The sequence below is a fragment of the Vagococcus elongatus genome, from assembly GCF_003987645.1.
GTDB lineage: Bacteria > Bacillota > Bacilli > Lactobacillales > Vagococcaceae > Vagococcus_A > Vagococcus_A elongatus.
This window is the reverse complement of the sequence record NZ_NGKA01000010.1, coordinates 61,525-78,237: the sequence shown is the minus strand read 5'-3', so window position 1 is coordinate 78,237 and position 16,713 is coordinate 61,525. Positions and strand designations below refer to the sequence as shown.

Here is a 16,713-nt window from a genome sequence, read left to right as displayed (position 1 = left end):
ATAATAAAGTCTTGGGAATGTTGCTATATCAATATTCCTAAGACTTTTTTTCTTTTGATATAGAAGGCGTTGCACCAGATATTGCACCATTAGAGGAAAATTCATCCAGTTTTAACACTGGGGTCTGTTTCCGATTTTCTGATAAATGGGTATAGATATCCATGGTTGTTTTTAGATTTTTATGTCTTAGTCTATACTGTGCATCTTTTGGATCGACACCTAATTCAAAAAGAAGAGTAGCTTGGGAGTGCCGTAATCCATGAGGACTGATTCTGTGTAGACCTCTTTTTTTCAGAGCCTTATCGTTTCTATCAAAGAAATTTTTTAACCAATCATTGGGAGCAGATCGGTGATAGTGTCTGCCTGTTTTTGGACTTACGAACAAATATTTTGATTTGGTTAGATACGTTAGATTTCCATACGTGTCGTAAGAATTGCGATTATTTATAAGTTCAATCACATAGTTATATGTATCGTCATCAAGATAGACTAAGCCATTAGATGTTTCTGTTTTTGGAGTATGAGCTAACATATCCTTCCCTTGCGCATCTTCTGTCAAAGTCTTGGTTACTTTGATTGCTTTTTCTTCTCTTAAAACATCGGATTCAAAAAGAGCTAAAGCTTCGCCACGACGTAATCCTGAAAAAGCTAACAGTCTAAAATATACAAATTTTTGAAATTCTTCTACTTCTTTATAGGCTTCCAAAAAAGTCATTAATTGTTCTGGAGTGTAAAAATTTTCCGATGAATCTAATCGTCTTTTTTTGTACCGTAAATCTGTTTTACTTACCAGTACATACTCCATGGGGTTAGAATCAATATACTGTTTAGTAATTGCAAAGTCTAAAACAGTTTTTATTTGATTTTTTATTTTCCTGTGGTCTTTTCGATATTTTTTTAATTGATCGTATGCTTTTTGGCAATCGTTAATATCAATTTTTTGGATATAAATATCACCTAATATTGGTAGAGCATAGCGTTCCATTTCATCCTTGAATTTTTTATAAGTACCAGGTTTTATACCGCTGTTTTTGTAGTATTTTAAAAATTGTTCTAAAAGTTCCTCAAAACGGATATCACCATTATGTTGTGCTTTGCTTTTATTTTTTATTTGTTCAATTTTTCTTTCATAGTGAAGTTTTGCTTCGGCTCTTGTTGTAAAACCTCGTCCTCTAGGTTGGATCTTCTTACCTGTTTTGTCATCAAAACCGTAATAACCACTATACTTCCACAACTCCTTTCCTGACGCTGTTTCGTATTTTTGATACTTTACCATTCCTTTTTCTCCTTTCTATGCTAAAATAGGTATAACTAAATAAACCTATTGCATAGGTTTTTTATATGAACACGCCGATATCTGCCAGGATAGGGGGCGTGTTTTTTTATGTTTTTGTTTCAAAAGTGTACCCACATTTTTTACAATGCCACTTTTCATTCCCTTTTTTTCCGGTAAATCCAGCTAGACTACCTACGGATCCGGTCAAAGCAACTCCTGCGACTGCTTTACCAGCTGAAAAGTTTTTTTTATCATTCCCCATATACTCAACATCTACACTATTGCAATTAGGGCATTTTATTATTTTAGAATCTTTTTCTTGCTGTGATATTTCGTCAAAATATTCCTTAGCTCTTTGCGGTGCTTTATTATAGTTGTCTAAAATAGTTTCAAATTCTATTTTTTTAATATCTGGAAAAGAAGCATTAGCTCCATATCCTGCCTGTATAATACATTGCCGACAAATTGTTTTACCATCAGTAGAGTGGTATTTAAAATTTAAAGGTCCTAGCTTTCTATAGCATATTTCACAGTGTTTTGACATTTTTTCCTCCAATTCCAACTATAAATATTCAAGCATGTCTTCGCCAATACCATAAATAGATAGTTCTTTATAGTACGTAGCATGACGACCGTGTTCTTCGAAGTACAAACATTTTAAAAGTTCAACCGAAAATCCATTAGCTTCATCTTCCATTTTACCTTTTGTGACTCCATTGATCGAATAATAACTGGCAATATCTTGATGGCTAATCCCATGATAAATTTCATGGCCACAAACTAGAAATCTTTTGTTTGAATTTTCCAATGACTTATCCATAAGAATTATTGTCTGCCCCATCACAGTTGAACAATGACCCAGAGGTGATCCTTTGAAGTCATGATAACTGATTTCAAAATTATATTTTTCCGCAATCACAAAAGGATTATACGAACCTACTTGTTCCCAAATTTTTTTAAGTGCAATGTGTACATCTTCCCTCAATTACATCACGACCTTTTTTCTTTTTGTAACTTATCCCAAAATATTCCTGTAAGAACATCTTTGACACGTTGCTTCTCTTCATCTGTCAGTGTTTGACCACCGTATGCCATATTGACATTTGAATCAAGCATTTCTTCAAGATCTATTATATCTCGTTCTGTTGCCCATTCAGGGACACTAGCAAGCGCAGGGTTGTCGGTACGACCTAATAAATAGTCTGTTGAAACATTGAAGTAATCAGCAACTTTGTTTAAGCTTTCCCCGTTAGGCACTTTTTTTTTCCAAGAATATAGGGAATTTCTTCCAAAACCAATTTTTTCTTCTAATTCAACAATTGAAATCTTTTGCTTGTCAGCCAACATTTTAACTCTATCAAATACTGTCATAAGAACATTCTCCTTGTTCTTACGGAATTTATTAAACTTTATTCTAGAAATGTGTTGACATCTACTTTAAAGTTTAATATACTATGACCGTAAGCTAATTTAATACGCTAATAAGTGCAACAAATACGACCGATAAAATATACGTTTTTTGCGTTGGGGAACGATTTAAAAAGTATAAATATAGGTTTTGTATGCTTATTTAACTATGGTTATATTCTACATTAAAGTTTAAAATTATTCAAGACTTTATACTAACATTAGCGAATTTTATTAGCTTACAAATTTATTAGGAGGTGAAAAGATGTCAAATGATCTAATCGTTCAGGTAAGAATAAGGCTTGCAGAAATGGGAAAAAGTCAGGCTTGGCTTGCTGAACAACTCGGAATTTCGACTGCTTATATGTCTGATATTATGAATGGTCGACGCAGTCCAGAAGAGCAAATACATAAAATAAAAAAAGCATTGAACATCAAAAAAAACGAAACAGGAGGGGACTAAATGCAAGTGCTAAGTGAAGATTTTTTGCTAAACCTTGCAAGTTCGATTGAAAAAAAAGTAGACCAAACATTGAGGATGATAGAAAAAAAATATGCAATTAGATCTCGGTACTTAAAGAAAAAGAATGCTTGTATATATGCTGATATTAATCCTAGAACTCTTGATAAGTGGTTAGCAAAAGGTTTGGAAATTAGTAAAATTGATGGCTGTTATAGAATCGACACAAAGGACATTGATAGATTTATAAAAAAATACAGAATTTAGGAGATGCAACATGAAAAAAAATTTAATTATGTTAGTAAGGCTAAGAAAGGCTGTAATGGTATCAATAGGTATACAGCTCGTAATGCTTGTGACGTTAGGAGTGTGGGATAGTCTTAACGCAGCGGTACTTGTTATGTCTATTTTAAGTAGTTTGGTAACGGTGATTATCTCGGTTAAAGATTTAAACGTGAACAGAGATAGTCGGAATATTATCAAAAAAATGTATGAGGTAGATAACCGAGTGCAACATAATCTAGCAACTAATCAAGAAGCACTCCAAAAATTTTATGATTGGGTGGGGATTAAGGAAGCGTAAATATTTCGAGAGGTGAACTTCAAATGACTAGAAGGATGTGGACGTCTAAAGAGATCTTGTATGTTAGAAATGCAGCGTTATTGGATACAACTAATCAAGTAGTAAATATAGAAAAGATGGCTAAACATTTAAAACGATCTAAGCCAGCTGTAGCACAAAGAATAAGCAAGTTAAGAAAAGAAGGGAAACTCCCAGCTTATGAACCGACCCTGAAGATTGACTCTAAAGGCAGGCAATATACAGAAGATGAAAGAAAAGAAATTATTAAAATGTATAAAAGGCAAATTCCAATGAAAGTAATTGCTGAAAGGTTTGATCGAACAACTACTGCGATAAGAGGCGTGATTGATAGGGAAAAAAGTAAAGGAAGTCTAAAAAGTAATCTTCCAAATTGGGATGAGGAATCAGAAAAAATCTTAATTGGAAATATCAAATTTGATGAAAATGGTTATGTTTCCAATTATGTAGAACTAAGACGACTATTGCGAAAAAACGATGTGGCATTGTTTAAAAAAGTATCACAATTACGCCAAGTTGGAAAAATCGATGTTCTACCCGATAGAACAAAAACAAGTGTTGCATCAAAAAAAGCACATGATCGATTTAATAAAGCTAGGTTTGCTCATATTCCGAAAAAAGAGGAGGAAAGAAAAGAAGTGGAAAAAGTTATTTCTCAACCTGTGGTAGGTAGTCAAGTAACTTCAAAAGCTGTTCAAGTTATTTTGACAATAACCAAACAGGCAAATGGTGGTGAGTTACATCAGTATTTTTCGTTTGAAGGCTCGTTATTAGCTGAAAAGGTGGTGAAGTGACATTTTAAATTTAGCAACTAAGGCAAGAAAAAAAGCCGATGCTGGCACATCGACTAAGTAAAAATCTTTTCGTGTTTATTGTAACACTAAATAGGAGGAACTGACAATTGATGAAAATAAATAAATTAGAAATCGAGAATGTCAAACGTGTAAAAGCGGTCAGAATTGAGCCGACTGCAAACGGATTGACGATAATCGGTGGACCGAACGGTCAAGGAAAAACAAGCATATTAGATTCCATTGCTTGGGCATTAGGCGGTGATCGATACAGACCTAGTGAGGCGCAGAGACAAGGAAGTATAACACCACCAAACATTCAAATTGTGATGAACAATGGGCTTGTGGTTGAGCGTAAGGGGAAGAATAGTTCTTTGAAGGTGATTGACCCTAATGGAGAAAAAGCTGGTCAGCAGCTCTTAAACAGCTTTGTGGAAGAGCTGGCAATCGACTTACCGAAGTTTATGCAAGCAAATAATAAAGACAAAGCCAATATTTTACTGCAGATCATCGGTGTCGGCCAACAGCTTTTTGAGTTAGAACGGCAAGAAACAGATTTCTATAATCAACGTCGTGCCATTGGTCAAATAGCAGATCAGAAAGAAAAGTTTGCAAAGGAACAGCCGCATTTTCCGGATGCTCCTAAAGAGCTTGTTAGTTTCACTGAATTGGTTACTCAACAGCAAGAAATACTGGCAAAGAATGGCGAAAATCAACGCAAACGTGAACAAGTCAAACAAATTGAATTTAAGCACCAACAAGAAGAATCACAAATAAATCAAGTTCAACAACAAATTCAAGACTTGCAAAATAAATTAGCGGAAATGCAATCAAATCATATTCAAACATCTATGGATCTAAAGACAGCTCAAAAATCAGCTATTGATTTATATGACGAATCAACGGAAGAACTAGAACACAATATTGCGGAAATCGATGAAATCAATCGAAAGGTGAGAGCTAATCTAGATAAGGAAAAAGCAGAAGATGATGCAAAAATTCAGCGTGAAGAATATGGCAAACTAACAACTAAACTGGAAGCTGTCAGACAAGATAAAGTCAATCTTTTAAAAGGCGCTGACTTACCACTTCCTGAACTATCTGTGGAAGATGGAGAGCTAATTTATAAAGGACAAAAGTGGGATAACATGTCCGGTGCTGAACAGTTACGAGTTTCTACTGCCATTGTTCGCCGTTTGAAACCCGATTGTGGTTTCGTGCTAATAGATAAACTTGAACAAATGGATCTCCAAACGTTAGAAGAGTTCGGTAAATGGTTAGAGCAAGAAGGCCTGCAAGCTATTGCGACTAGAGTTTCAACTGGTGATGAATGTTCTATCGTCATTGAGGATGGTTATGTAGTTAAAGAAAAAAAAGAAACTAAATCTACAACCGAATTTATTCCGCCTAATAATGCTTGGACAGGGGAAGGAGCTTTTTAATGAATATTAGTTCAGGAGTTATAGCTAAAGCACAGAAAGTAGTGATCTATGGACCGGAAGGGATTGGAAAGTCAACACTAGCAGCACAATTTCCATTGCCTTTATTTACGGATACAGAAGGCAGCACACATAACATGGATGTTAGAAGATTGGACAAGCCTACTAGCTGGACCATGCTGCTTCAACAAGTTGAATTTGTCAAGAATGCTAGACCGTGTGAAACGTATATTATTGATACCGCTGATTGGGCGGAATTATTATGTATAGAACACATTTGCAAGACGCATAACAAGAAAGGCATAGAAGATTTTGGATACGGAAATGGCTATACCTATCTAGGAGAAGAGTTTGGGCGATTATTAAATAAACTAACAGAGCTGATTGAAGTAGGTATTAATGTAGTGCTCACTGCTCATAGTCAGATCAAGCGATTTGAAAGACCTGATGAAATGGGAGCTTACGACAGATGGGAATTGAAATTAGGAAATAAGAAAACTGTGGCAACAACTGCATCACTTGTAAAAGAATGGGCGGATATAGTTTTGTTCTGCAATTTTCAAGTCACTGTTGTGAGTAGTGGGAATAATTCGAATGCTAAAAAGAAAGGTGTTGGAGGCAAACGAATGATGTATACGACTCATAATCCTGCATGGGATGCTAAAAACAGATTTGGTTTACCTGATCAAATGGATATGAGTTATCAAGGAATCGCACATATATTTAACCGACAAAACGATATAGAAAATCAACAGCCAGTATCACAACAAGCACAAGAACCACAAGAACCAGTCACTCAACAAGAAGAGTTGATAAAGACACCTAGTTTTAGCAGAGAAGCACAAATAGAAATCCCAGGAATTATTCCTGTATCTGTCGCAGATTTAATGAAAAGTAGTCAAGTTACTGTTGAGGAAATCAAAGCGATTATTTACCAAGGTGGATTTATGCCACAGGACACACCACTGGAAAATATTCCACAAGATCTATGGAATTATCTTGTTACTAATTGGGATAAAGCTCTCAATTTATTAAATACACAAATTAGAAAATTTTAGGAGGAAAAATTAATGATGAATCAAGAAAATGAGTTTTTAGGCTGGGGCGACAGTTTCATCGCTGAAGAAAGTAACTTTAAATTATTTCAACCAGGGGAATATCCATTTGTTGTCAAAAAAATGGAGAGAAAAATTTATGACGGACAAAGTACAAAAATTCCAAATGGTGCGCCTTATGCGGAAATCACTATGGAATTTTCCGGAACTGAAGGGACGACGTTAGTGACGGATCGTTTATATCTTATGAAATCTTGGCAGTGGAAGTTGACACAATTCTTTTCCGGAATTGGTCAATCACCAGTTGTTGGACAACCATTCACTCCAAATTGGGGAGCAGTAATAGGTAGTCAAGGAAAAGCTAAACTTGAAATTAACGTTTATACAAGCAAAGGATCAGAACGTAAAAACAATCAAGTAAAAGAATATTTAGAGCATCAAGGACCAGCACAAACGCTTCAACAGCCAGCTCCTAACTATAATCAGGCACAGAATTACCAGCAACAAACACCGAGTTTTCAACAACCAACACAAAACCAACAAAATAGGAACGAGCCAGCATTTTGATGATACATCAATTAAAGGTGCTGCCTGATTATTACCAAGCGGTTATTGATAGAAGAAAAACTTTTGAAATAAGAAAAAATGACCGAGATTTCCAAGTGGGAGATCTTGTGATATTAAAGGAATTCGATGGAGCTGAATTTACAAAAAGAAATGCTAAGGCTCAGATCACATATATTTGTGATTATGCACAGAGTGAGGACTATGTCGTCTTTAGCATTAAATTAATTGAAATAGGAAGTGGTAGAGAATGTCAAAACGTATTGACTTAGATTTATCCAATATAGCCGAAGGTGGACTGCAGGAAAAAGTAGACATGGAAATGGCTAAGGTATTTGAAAATATTCATGATCTAAACACTAAGGCAACGACTAAACGGAAGTTAACCATCACCTTAGAATTGGAACCTGATGAAAATAGAGAAGTAGTCAAAGTTAACAGTACAGTCAAATCTAATTTAGCACCGCTGACGGATGTTTCCACAACAATCCTAACGGGAATAAATGATTCCGGAGAGGTGGAAGCTAACGAGTTACGTTCCGGTGCAAAAGGACAAACTTTTTTTGATCCGGACGACGGTAAGTTCAAAGATGATAAAGGAACACCGGTTGAAGAAATTGAAAATCAAGGCAAGGTCATTGACCTACAAAAGAGAGGATAAGTGATAGTTATGTTAAGAGAATTCGCAAAGTTTTTACAAGACCAAAGGATTTCACCGGAAGAAAGAATAGTTATCATAAACAATCGTGAATTTGTCGTTGATAATTCGGGAGTTGCCCATGAAATCGAACCTATCAATAATTTGGCTAAAACGCCGTTAGAGATTCAAACATTATCAGGATTGGTTGATTATGTTCAAGCCAATAAAGAGCGACAAAAAGACCATTACTATATCCGAATTATTGACGAGCGAACTGTGGAATTATCTGGTGTCTTGGATTATAAAGGCCGTCGTGAAACATTAGTGCGAGTGGATGCCATTGTACCAAGAATCTATTTTAACGATTATCTAGACATTGAGAATTTGATTATCACACTTCAATCTAAGTTTGTTCCAACTGAAGATAGCAAAAACATTCTAAGGTTAGCCGGGAATATCAAAGAAGAAAACGTTAAAAATACTGGAGACGATGGAGTATCCCAACAAGTTTCCATGAAGACAGGCGTTGCGACAGTCGGCGAAGTCAAAGTTCCTAATCCTGTAATTTTAGCTCCTTACCGCACGTTTATAGAAGTGGAGCAGCCTGAAAGCAGTTTTATTTTCAGAATGAAAAACGGTCCTGTTGGTGCTATTTTTGAAGCAGATGGGGGAGCGTGGAGAAATTCGGCCATTGCAAATATCCATGCTTATCTCCTTGAAGAGTTAGGCGCAGAAATTGAAGCAGGACGTATTACTTTAATAGCGTAATTAGGAGGAGATTCTATTGGAGCTTAGACCATACCAACAAGATTCAAGAGAAGCGATCCAAAAGGAATGGGCTAACGGAAAAAAGAGAACTTTATTAGTTTTACCAACCGGGACAGGCAAAACTATTGTTTTTTCAAAAGTCATTGAAGATCGTGTGAGATTGGGCGAGCGAGTGCTCGTCCTCGCTCACAGGGGTGAGTTATTAGATCAAGCATCTGAAAAATTAGAAAAGGCAACAGGGTTAAAAACATCATTAGAAAAAGCTGAAAATACAAGTATTGGAAGTTTTTTCCGAGTAGTCGTCGGATCGGTCCAAACACTGCAGCGTGAAAAACGTTTAAGCCAGTTTCCTCCAAATTATTTCGACACAATTGTAGTAGATGAAGCTCATCACGCAATATCTGATGGTTATCAACGAGTGCTGAATCATTTTGAGGAATCAAATGTATTAGGAGTGACTGCAACACCAGACCGGGGTGATATGCGTAATTTAGGGAGTTACTTTGAATCACTGGCTTATGAATACAAGTTGCCTGCTGCTATCAAAGAAGGTTATTTGTCGCCCGTCAAAGCGCTGACATTGCCAGTTAAGGTTGATCTAACTTCAGTTGGTCAACAAGCTGGAGATTTTAAAACTCGTGATCTAGGCACTGCATTGGATCCTTATCTCGAGTCAATTGCAGAGGAAATGGTGGAGCACTGTCAAAACAGGAAAACAGTCGTGTTTTTACCGTTAGTGAAGACTAGTCAGAAATTTAAAAAGATACTCAACTCTAAAGGGTTTAGAGCTGCAGAAGTTAATGGTGAAAGTAAGGATAGGGCAGAAATCTTAGAAGATTTTGAAAATGATAAATACAATGTTCTTTGCAATTCAATGCTATTGACTGAAGGATGGGATTGTCCGTCAGTGGATTGTATAGTGGTCCTCCGTCCGACTAAAGTTCGCAGCCTTTACAGTCAAATGGTAGGACGTGGGACTAGATTGCATCCAGGTAAAGAATACTTGCTTTTATTAGATTTTCTTTGGCACACAGAAAGACACGAGCTTTGTCATCCGGCACATTTAATTTCTGAAAATGATGAAGTGGCTAAAAAAATGACAGAAAATATTGAAGAGGCAGGCATTCCCATTGATATTGAAGATGCGATTGAACAAGCAACGGAAGATGTTGTTTCTCAGCGTGAGGAAGCTCTAGCGCAACAGTTAAAAGAAATGCGACGTCGCAAAAAGAAACTAGTGGATCCGCTGCAGTTTGAAATGAGCATTCAAGCTGAAGACTTATCAAGTTACGTTCCTGCATTTGGATGGGAAATGGGGCCACCTACTGAAAATCAAGTCAAAGCATTAGAAAAACTCGGAATCCTTCCTGATGAAATTGATAATGCTGGCAAGGCTACTAAGTTATTAGAACGACTAAACAAACGTAGAATGGAAGGTCTAACGACACCTAAACAAATCAGGTTCTTGGAACAAAGAGGTTTCCAGCACGTTGGGACATGGCAATTTGAATCAGCACGTAAGCTAATCAATCGAATTGCATCCAATGGATGGAGAATACCATTTGATATAAATCCGGCGGAATATAAGGGATAAACATAGACAATTACGTCTATGTGATAGATATATAGACGAAAATATCTATATTTTAAGGAGGAACTACAAGTGAATGAGAAAAATATTCAGAAGATAATTGATGATATACAAGAAGTGTATTTTATGGCGCAAAAAACATTTAATTCAGCTTTTAGTGCGGATGCGCTACTTAAAACAGCAACAGCTGTTGTTCTTGAAGATAGAAAAAATAAAGAGCTCCAAGCTATTGTGAGTAGCAAGGAGCAGAGCATCACCGTCTGCATTGATGGTAAAGCTATTGCAGCAGAGGTGAACCATTTGATTGATAAAGCTAGTCGTCGGAATCAACGTCTACAAGGGAGTAGGTAAAAAGACTGCAAAACATAAAAACTGATTATTCAATGTAATCGGCAGAAAGGGTGATTAATATTTTACCTAAATTTAGAGCATGGGATAAAGATAGTAAAGTTATGCGATCTTGGGAAGAATTAATCATGGAAAAAGATGATGGGGACGATTTTTGGTTAATCGGCTATAGAGAAAGTAGAAATATTGTTTCTTACGATCACGACCAAATCCTCATGCAATCCACTGGCTTGAAAGATAAAAATGGTGTTGAGATTTATGAGGGAGATATTGTTAAGTTTGAGGACGGAGCGTACAGCTATGCAGGTACTGTGGAAAAAGATGATTACTATTTTTATATTCAAGGAATTTATCCAGAGACCGCATATAGTTTCAATGACGTTGCTGATACGAGCAATCATACAGCCGATTTAGTCGTCATCGGCAACATCTACGAAAATCCGGAACTACTGGAAAAATGATGACTACTGTATCTAATCGAAAGGAAAAAATAATGGAAAATAAATTAAATTACGAACAGGCATATAACGATTTGGTTGAACAAATAAATATTATACACGGGGCGAATCAAATGATGATAAAAGGTTTTAAGGACGGCAAATATACAGGTGTTACTGCACTACAAGCGTATGAGGACTTCGAGTTTGCGTTGAAATATATATTTTCTGATATTTTAGAAAAGTAACGATAACTATAACAATATAGGCAAATACCGATAACTTAGAATAATAGAAAGGTAAAGGGGAAATGAGCGATTTAAAAAAATGTTGGAATTGTGGAGAGAAATATCACCCTACAAGAAGCGACCAAAAGTATTGCTGTAAATGGTGCCGACTGGAAGATTATTCAGATAGAAAAAAAGCTGTACGAGAAGTCGAAAAAGAAAGCATGACAAAATGTCCTCATTGTGGTTCCGAGGAGTATTATGTGAAAACTAGAATTTATGGAAAATGTGACCATTATCGCAGATTTGATGGTAAGGAAACAGATAATAGCGGAATGCACGATAATTTAACTTACGTTGATGGTACGATTGCTTATTGTGCTGAATGTAAAAAAAGATTATTTAGGTTAGAGGAAGAATGCTGATAACTATAACTAATCAAGAGAGAATAGATTGATTTATCAAACAGAATTCTATTCAGCAACTAGTAGTAAATGACTCTTTAAACTATCTAACTCTTTATCTTTTTTAATGACAAAGTTTTCTTTGCCTATGTCCACGTTATTTCTGTTTGAAATTTTAATTTCTTGAACAAGTTTGTCTTTTTTATAAAAATTTATATGGTATTCAAATTGATCCCTTTGTTCTGGCGTCAGTTCCATATCGAAACGTTGAGCATTTTCATCAGATTCATCAAACAAAAGGTTTATGTTTCCCAATAATGTTTTTAAGAAGTTTTGGTCTTGAGCTGTCCATTTCCGTTCTTGATCTTCATTGTCTTTAACCAAAATAATTGCTTTATCAACTTCATCTATAGAAACAACAGTATTGGTACTTTGTTTGCAAGCAACCAGAAACATAAAGCTAGCAATTGACAAAATCGTCATAACAAAAAAATTACTTTTTTTCATTTTTATCACTCCTTATTTGGATTTTTTCCTCAATAACATTATACAATATCTCGAAAAAATCTGCTTACTGTAGTGATAAGTTAGAGCACAAAAGATTTAAATGGTAAAAATAAATGATTATGTAACGTAATAAGCAGAAAGGAAGAAAATAATGGAGCAAATAATTAAGTCTTTACAAGAATTAGTAGATATTCAGGGAAAAGATGGTACATGGAATCATAACGAATATATGTTAGGTATGTTCAATGGCATGGAACTCATGTTGGCAACAGTTGAAGAGCGAGAACCTAAGTTTAGAAAATTGCCATCAAAGGAATGAGATTTTGCCGATAATACAGAGTAATAAAAAGCAAACAGAAAGGATCTTACATGGAAAACAAATTAGACCTAACAGCATTATTAGAATATGTGGATCCGTCAACACTTAACTATCAAGAATGGGTCAACGTAGGTATGGCCCTCAAAGAAGAAGGATATTCAGTTGCCGATTGGGAAGAATGGAGTAGTCGAGATCCTAGGCGTTACCATGATGGTGAATGCTTTAAAAAATGGGAGTCTTTCCAAGGGACAGGCTCACCAGTGACAGGAGCTACTATCACACAGTTAGCTAAGGAAAATGGCTGGAAAAGTAAATGGGCAGATGCCGATGATACATTCTTTGATTGGAATGACAGCTTTATTCCAACAGCTGTAGATAAAGACTATAAATTAGTCAATACAGATTGGGTACTTGGTCAAGAAATAGCTGAGCCTAAAAACTGGAATCCATCGAAACAGATTATTGATTATTTGGAAGCAGTATTCAATCCAGGGGATATTATTGGCTACGTGAATGACGGTTATCTCCACACTAATGGCGAGGTTGAAAAATGGATCCCTAAAAGTTCAGGTGTCTATACTAAAACTGCAGGAGATATTATCCAAGGGTTGAAAAACTCCGGCGGAGACATCGGTGCAGTTATGGGGGATCCCAATCCTGACTCTGGAGCATGGATCCGATTTAATCCGCTAGATGGCCAAGGCGTTAAAAACACGAATGTTTCAGAATTTAAATATGCTCTAGTTGAATCAGATAATATGAGCATCGAACAACAAAATGAGATTATCCGGGAGCTGGAACTGCCAGTAGTTGCTTTATCATTTAGTGGCAGCAAAAGCCTTCATGCCATCGTAAAAATTGATGCAGTGAACTATCCTCAATATCAGGAACGAGTAGATTACCTATATAAAATCGTTGAAAAAAATGGCTTGAAAGTGGATAAGCAAAATAAAAATCCTTCTCGTTTAACTAGATTGCCGGGGTTTGTCCGTCAAGGAAAAAAACAATTTTTAGTTGATACTAATATCGGGAAATCTTCTTGGGAAGAATGGCAAGAATACATTGAGGATATGAATGATAATTTGCCTGATCCTGAAAACTTAGATGATTTGTTTGAACAAAAAATCGAGTTGGCTCCTGAATTAATTAAGGGAATGCTGAGACAGGGTCACAAAATGCTAATTGCTGGACCTTCAAAAGCAGGGAAGTCTTTCTCGTTGATGCAATTAGCGATAGCTATTGCTGAAGGCCGTGAGTGGTTTGGCTTTCCATGCGCACAGGGGAAAGTTTTATATGTGAATTTAGAGTTGGATGGCAATTCTGCAAAAATGAGATTCATTGAAATCTACAACAAATTAAACAAAGGGCATGAACATGTATCTAATATTGATATTTGGAATTTGCGTGGGAAAACGAGTCCAATGGATAAATTAGCACCTAAATTAATCAGGAGAGCACAAAAACAAAACTATATTGCAGTTATCATCGACCCGATTTATAAAGTGTTGACTGGAGACGAGAACAGTGCCCATGAAATGGCTAACTTTACCAATCAGTTTGATAAGATAGCGACTGAATTAAATTGTGCAGTAATTTACTGTCACCATCATTCAAAGGGTAGTCAAGGCGGGAAAAATTCGATTGACCGTTCAAGTGGATCCGGAGTATTCGCCAGGGATCCCGATGCAATTTTGGATTTAATAGAATTGCCAGTGACTGAAGATCGCTATGCACAACTTGAAAACCAAGTACAATGCCAGGTTTATGTGAATGCTATCAGAAAATACAATCCTACATATAATCAGATCAGCCAAGATGATGAGTTAAGTTTTAAACAAATGAGCTATCATTTGAATGCTGCCATTACAGGAAAACAAATTAAACAACTGATTGATAAAGAAAGAAGCGAAGCTATGAAATCAGCTCGACTAGCAAGCGCTTGGAGAATTGAAGGCATACTGAGGGAGTTCCCTAGATTAAAGCCAGTCAATGTTTGGTTTAAATATCCGATCCATGAAATAGATGAGTCGCTTCAAGATATTAAATTAGAAGATGATCCAAAAGAGAAATGGAAAAAAGGCACAAAGAAAGCGAATGAAAGTCGTAGTGAAAAAAGTAAAAAAGAATTAGAAGAGGCGTTCAACGTTTTGAGTGATACTGGCGATCCGGTAGATGTAAAAGCAATTGCTGATTATTTAGAAATTGCTAGAAGCGCTGTTTATGCTAGGGTAAAAAAACATAAGAAATTTTTAGTTTCAGATGGAACAATCATTAAAAAAGATGTCAACGAGTCTGTCATATCTAAATAGAGTTGACTGGCGTTGACAGTGCTTATTTATCCGTCTAAGGCTAAATAGAGTTGACTGGCGTTGACAACCCTTAGAAACGTTGTCGTACCGCTGTCCGCCGTTCTTGTCTACTCTCCCTTTTCAAGGGATAGAGTAGACAATAGAACGCAGCGTGACAAATTTTGGAACTGACAGAGAGAAAAAACAAAGGTATATACCACCTTAAAATAACGGAAAAAGAGGTGTTAACATGATTGAGTTTTTTATGGCGATGAGACCGCCGACGACCACTCACCAACAAAAACAAGTGCAGGTAGTTTATGATCATAAAAAAAAGAAACACGTTCCCGTTTTTTATGAAGATGATAAATTGAAAGCAGCACGAAATAAGTTGATGGCTCACTTAGGAAAATATGTGCCGGAAGAAAAAATGACTGGCCCACTTAGAGTGGTAGTCAAGTGGTTGTTTCCTAGAACTGGCAAACGAAAAAATGGTGAGTACAAAGATACAAAGCCAGATTTGGATAATAGTAATAAGCTGTTGCAGGATTGTATGGAAAACTTAGGCTTTTATAAAAACGATGCACAGATTGCCAGTCTCGTTGTAGAAAAATTTTGGGCAGACAAGCCGGGTATCTATATAAAAATTGAAGAGGTGACGTAATGGATTATGACGCATTCTTCAAAGATGTTGCTATGTGGATCAATCAATCTAACCAAAATCAATTAAAATTTGGATTTGGCTCGGATGAGTTTTGGGAATGGGTGATGTTCTCTTCAGGAGAAATTTGTAATAAATACGAAAACAAGCCGATAGTCCTTAAACAATTCAATATGTTGTTATCTTGGCTAGATGAAGCGTATCAAAATTGGAAGAGGTGATTTTATAGTGCGACAACTAACTGAATTGACGGATGAACAATTAAATGTTCTAGCAGAATTAGTGAGTGACAAAGTTGTTAAAAAACAAAAAATTGAGAAGAAAAGAAAAGGAAGTTTAATGTACCACAATACAAAGCTACTTCTTGTAAATTATCATCAGTTAAAAAAACATTGCGAAATCGTTAACGAACAGGTAACGGAGCAACTCGGAAGTTTGTGGAGTGATTGGCGTTTTGATTTGGACACTCTACTAGAGCATAAAGCAAAAACTGCTAAGTTGATGGTCCATGTAGATAAAGCTTTAAAAAAATATCAAGATGATTGTCGAAAAGCTGTTACTACTGAGGAAAGTAAAAGATTTCAGATCTTGCAATTGAGGTATATCAATCAACCTAGAATGAGTCAATTCGATACTGCAGTTGAATTAAGAATGAATAGAAAGACAATTGCAAGGCACGAAGAAGCAGCGATTCATACTCTTTCCGTTTATATGTATGGTTATGAGTACCTAGAGAAATGGACATAGCGTGGACACAAGGTGGACAACCTTTATGTTATACTGCTATTGTGAAATTAAACTCAATAGAACATGCGAACTCCTGAAAATAACAGGAGTTCTTTTTTATGCCGGCAATCGCCCACAGCTAATATTATATTTATTCACATATATCAATTTAAACCAAGAAAGGTGGTGACCCATCCTTTCACT

At 36.0% G+C, this 16,713-nt stretch carries 25 protein-coding genes; 20 read left to right on the top strand and 5 right to left on the bottom strand.

What is annotated here, in order from left to right:
• Positions 1–37: 37 nt before the first annotated feature.
• The 4 genes from CBF29_RS07950 to CBF29_RS07935 all read right to left on the bottom strand — a co-directional run bounded on the left by CBF29_RS07950 (position 38) and on the right by CBF29_RS07935 (position 2,647).
• Positions 38–1,276 (bottom strand): tyrosine-type recombinase/integrase, encoded by a 1,239-nt coding sequence (locus CBF29_RS07950; protein ID WP_126809223.1) that lies wholly within the window; start codon positions 1,274–1,276, stop codon positions 38–40.
• 106 nt (positions 1,277–1,382) lie between these two features.
• Entirely contained in the window at positions 1,383–1,820 is a 438-nt protein-coding gene (locus CBF29_RS07945; protein WP_126809222.1) for a hypothetical protein, read from the bottom strand.
• A gap of 18 nt (positions 1,821–1,838) precedes the next feature.
• Positions 1,839–2,261: an ImmA/IrrE family metallo-endopeptidase gene (locus CBF29_RS07940; RefSeq protein WP_126809221.1), complete on the bottom strand. Its 423-nt coding sequence runs from the start codon at positions 2,259–2,261 to the stop codon at positions 1,839–1,841.
• Positions 2,262–2,266: 5 nt separating this feature from the next.
• Positions 2,267–2,647, bottom strand: a complete 381-nt coding sequence (locus CBF29_RS07935) for a helix-turn-helix domain-containing protein (RefSeq protein WP_126809220.1) — start codon at positions 2,645–2,647, stop codon at positions 2,267–2,269.
• A 301-nt stretch (positions 2,648–2,948) separates the two neighbouring features.
• Here CBF29_RS07935 and CBF29_RS07930 point away from each other — a divergent pair, with 301 nt between their 5' ends.
• The 15 genes from CBF29_RS07930 to CBF29_RS13855 all read left to right on the top strand — a co-directional run bounded on the left by CBF29_RS07930 (position 2,949) and on the right by CBF29_RS13855 (position 12,029).
• A complete protein-coding gene (locus CBF29_RS07930) occupies positions 2,949–3,146 on the top strand; it encodes a helix-turn-helix transcriptional regulator (protein WP_126809219.1) in 198 nt (65 codons plus the stop codon).
• Complete coding sequence (locus tag CBF29_RS07925; protein ID WP_126809218.1) at positions 3,147–3,410, top strand: hypothetical protein; 264 nt, start codon at positions 3,147–3,149, stop codon at positions 3,408–3,410.
• A 10-nt stretch (positions 3,411–3,420) separates the two neighbouring features.
• The gene (locus CBF29_RS07920) at positions 3,421–3,726 is read left to right on the top strand and encodes a hypothetical protein (protein ID WP_126809217.1); all 306 of its coding nucleotides are present in this window, start codon (positions 3,421–3,423) and stop codon (positions 3,724–3,726) included.
• A 23-nt stretch (positions 3,727–3,749) separates the two neighbouring features.
• Positions 3,750–4,538 (top strand): helix-turn-helix domain containing protein, encoded by a 789-nt coding sequence (locus CBF29_RS07915; protein ID WP_126809216.1) that lies wholly within the window; start codon positions 3,750–3,752, stop codon positions 4,536–4,538.
• A gap of 110 nt (positions 4,539–4,648) precedes the next feature.
• On the top strand, positions 4,649–5,977 hold the full coding sequence (locus CBF29_RS07910; RefSeq protein ID WP_126809250.1) for an AAA family ATPase: 1,329 nt from the start codon (positions 4,649–4,651) through the stop codon (positions 5,975–5,977).
• Entirely contained in the window at positions 5,977–7,032 is a 1,056-nt protein-coding gene (locus CBF29_RS07905) for an ATP-binding protein (protein ID WP_126809215.1), read from the top strand. The genes CBF29_RS07910 and CBF29_RS07905 overlap by 1 nt, the downstream gene beginning before the upstream one ends.
• A 12-nt stretch (positions 7,033–7,044) precedes the next feature.
• On the top strand, positions 7,045–7,596 hold the full coding sequence (locus CBF29_RS07900) for a hypothetical protein (protein WP_126809214.1): 552 nt from the start codon (positions 7,045–7,047) through the stop codon (positions 7,594–7,596).
• Positions 7,596–7,865: a DUF3850 domain-containing protein gene (locus tag CBF29_RS07895; RefSeq protein WP_126809213.1), complete on the top strand. Its 270-nt coding sequence runs from the start codon at positions 7,596–7,598 to the stop codon at positions 7,863–7,865. The genes CBF29_RS07900 and CBF29_RS07895 overlap by 1 nt, the downstream gene beginning before the upstream one ends.
• Positions 7,844–8,254 carry a replication terminator protein gene (locus CBF29_RS07890; protein WP_126809212.1) on the top strand — a complete coding sequence of 137 codons (411 nt, stop codon included), beginning with the start codon at positions 7,844–7,846 and terminating at the stop codon, positions 8,252–8,254. Before CBF29_RS07895 ends, CBF29_RS07890 begins: the two co-directional genes overlap by 22 nt.
• A gap of 9 nt (positions 8,255–8,263) precedes the next feature.
• The gene (locus CBF29_RS07885; RefSeq protein WP_126809249.1) at positions 8,264–9,001 is read left to right on the top strand and encodes a hypothetical protein; all 738 of its coding nucleotides are present in this window, start codon (positions 8,264–8,266) and stop codon (positions 8,999–9,001) included.
• Positions 9,002–9,017: 16 nt separating this feature from the next.
• Positions 9,018–10,595 (top strand): DEAD/DEAH box helicase, encoded by a 1,578-nt coding sequence (locus tag CBF29_RS07880; RefSeq protein ID WP_126809211.1) that lies wholly within the window; start codon positions 9,018–9,020, stop codon positions 10,593–10,595.
• A gap of 69 nt (positions 10,596–10,664) precedes the next feature.
• On the top strand, positions 10,665–10,943 hold the full coding sequence (locus tag CBF29_RS07875; protein WP_126809210.1) for a hypothetical protein: 279 nt from the start codon (positions 10,665–10,667) through the stop codon (positions 10,941–10,943).
• Positions 10,944–11,068: 125 nt separating this feature from the next.
• Entirely contained in the window at positions 11,069–11,401 is a 333-nt protein-coding gene (locus tag CBF29_RS07870; protein WP_245987311.1) for a YopX family protein, read from the top strand.
• Positions 11,398–11,625: a hypothetical protein gene (locus CBF29_RS07865; protein WP_126809209.1), complete on the top strand. Its 228-nt coding sequence runs from the start codon at positions 11,398–11,400 to the stop codon at positions 11,623–11,625. The genes CBF29_RS07870 and CBF29_RS07865 overlap by 4 nt, the downstream gene beginning before the upstream one ends.
• Positions 11,626–11,687: 62 nt before the next feature.
• Positions 11,688–12,029 (top strand): hypothetical protein, encoded by a 342-nt coding sequence (locus CBF29_RS13855; protein WP_211334261.1) that lies wholly within the window; start codon positions 11,688–11,690, stop codon positions 12,027–12,029.
• Positions 12,030–12,077: 48 nt separating this feature from the next.
• Here the strand turns inward: CBF29_RS13855 and CBF29_RS07855 are convergent, their stop codons facing one another.
• Complete coding sequence (locus CBF29_RS07855) at positions 12,078–12,515, bottom strand: hypothetical protein (RefSeq protein WP_245987309.1); 438 nt, start codon at positions 12,513–12,515, stop codon at positions 12,078–12,080.
• A gap of 151 nt (positions 12,516–12,666) precedes the next feature.
• Between CBF29_RS07855 and CBF29_RS13765 the strand changes: the two genes are divergently transcribed.
• The 5 genes from CBF29_RS13765 (at position 12,667) to CBF29_RS07835 (ending at position 16,530) form a co-directional block, all read left to right on the top strand.
• Positions 12,667–12,834 carry a hypothetical protein gene (locus tag CBF29_RS13765; protein WP_170170023.1) on the top strand — a complete coding sequence of 56 codons (168 nt, stop codon included), beginning with the start codon at positions 12,667–12,669 and terminating at the stop codon, positions 12,832–12,834.
• Positions 12,835–12,884: 50 nt separating this feature from the next.
• On the top strand, positions 12,885–15,143 hold the full coding sequence (locus CBF29_RS07850; protein ID WP_126809208.1) for an AAA family ATPase: 2,259 nt from the start codon (positions 12,885–12,887) through the stop codon (positions 15,141–15,143).
• A gap of 229 nt (positions 15,144–15,372) precedes the next feature.
• Positions 15,373–15,786 carry a RusA family crossover junction endodeoxyribonuclease gene (locus CBF29_RS07845; protein ID WP_126809207.1) on the top strand — a complete coding sequence of 138 codons (414 nt, stop codon included), beginning with the start codon at positions 15,373–15,375 and terminating at the stop codon, positions 15,784–15,786.
• Positions 15,786–16,004: a hypothetical protein gene (locus CBF29_RS07840; RefSeq protein ID WP_126809206.1), complete on the top strand. Its 219-nt coding sequence runs from the start codon at positions 15,786–15,788 to the stop codon at positions 16,002–16,004. Before CBF29_RS07845 ends, CBF29_RS07840 begins: the two co-directional genes overlap by 1 nt.
• A 7-nt stretch (positions 16,005–16,011) precedes the next feature.
• Positions 16,012–16,530 carry a hypothetical protein gene (locus tag CBF29_RS07835; RefSeq protein ID WP_126809205.1) on the top strand — a complete coding sequence of 173 codons (519 nt, stop codon included), beginning with the start codon at positions 16,012–16,014 and terminating at the stop codon, positions 16,528–16,530.
• Positions 16,531–16,713: the final 183 nt, after the last annotated feature.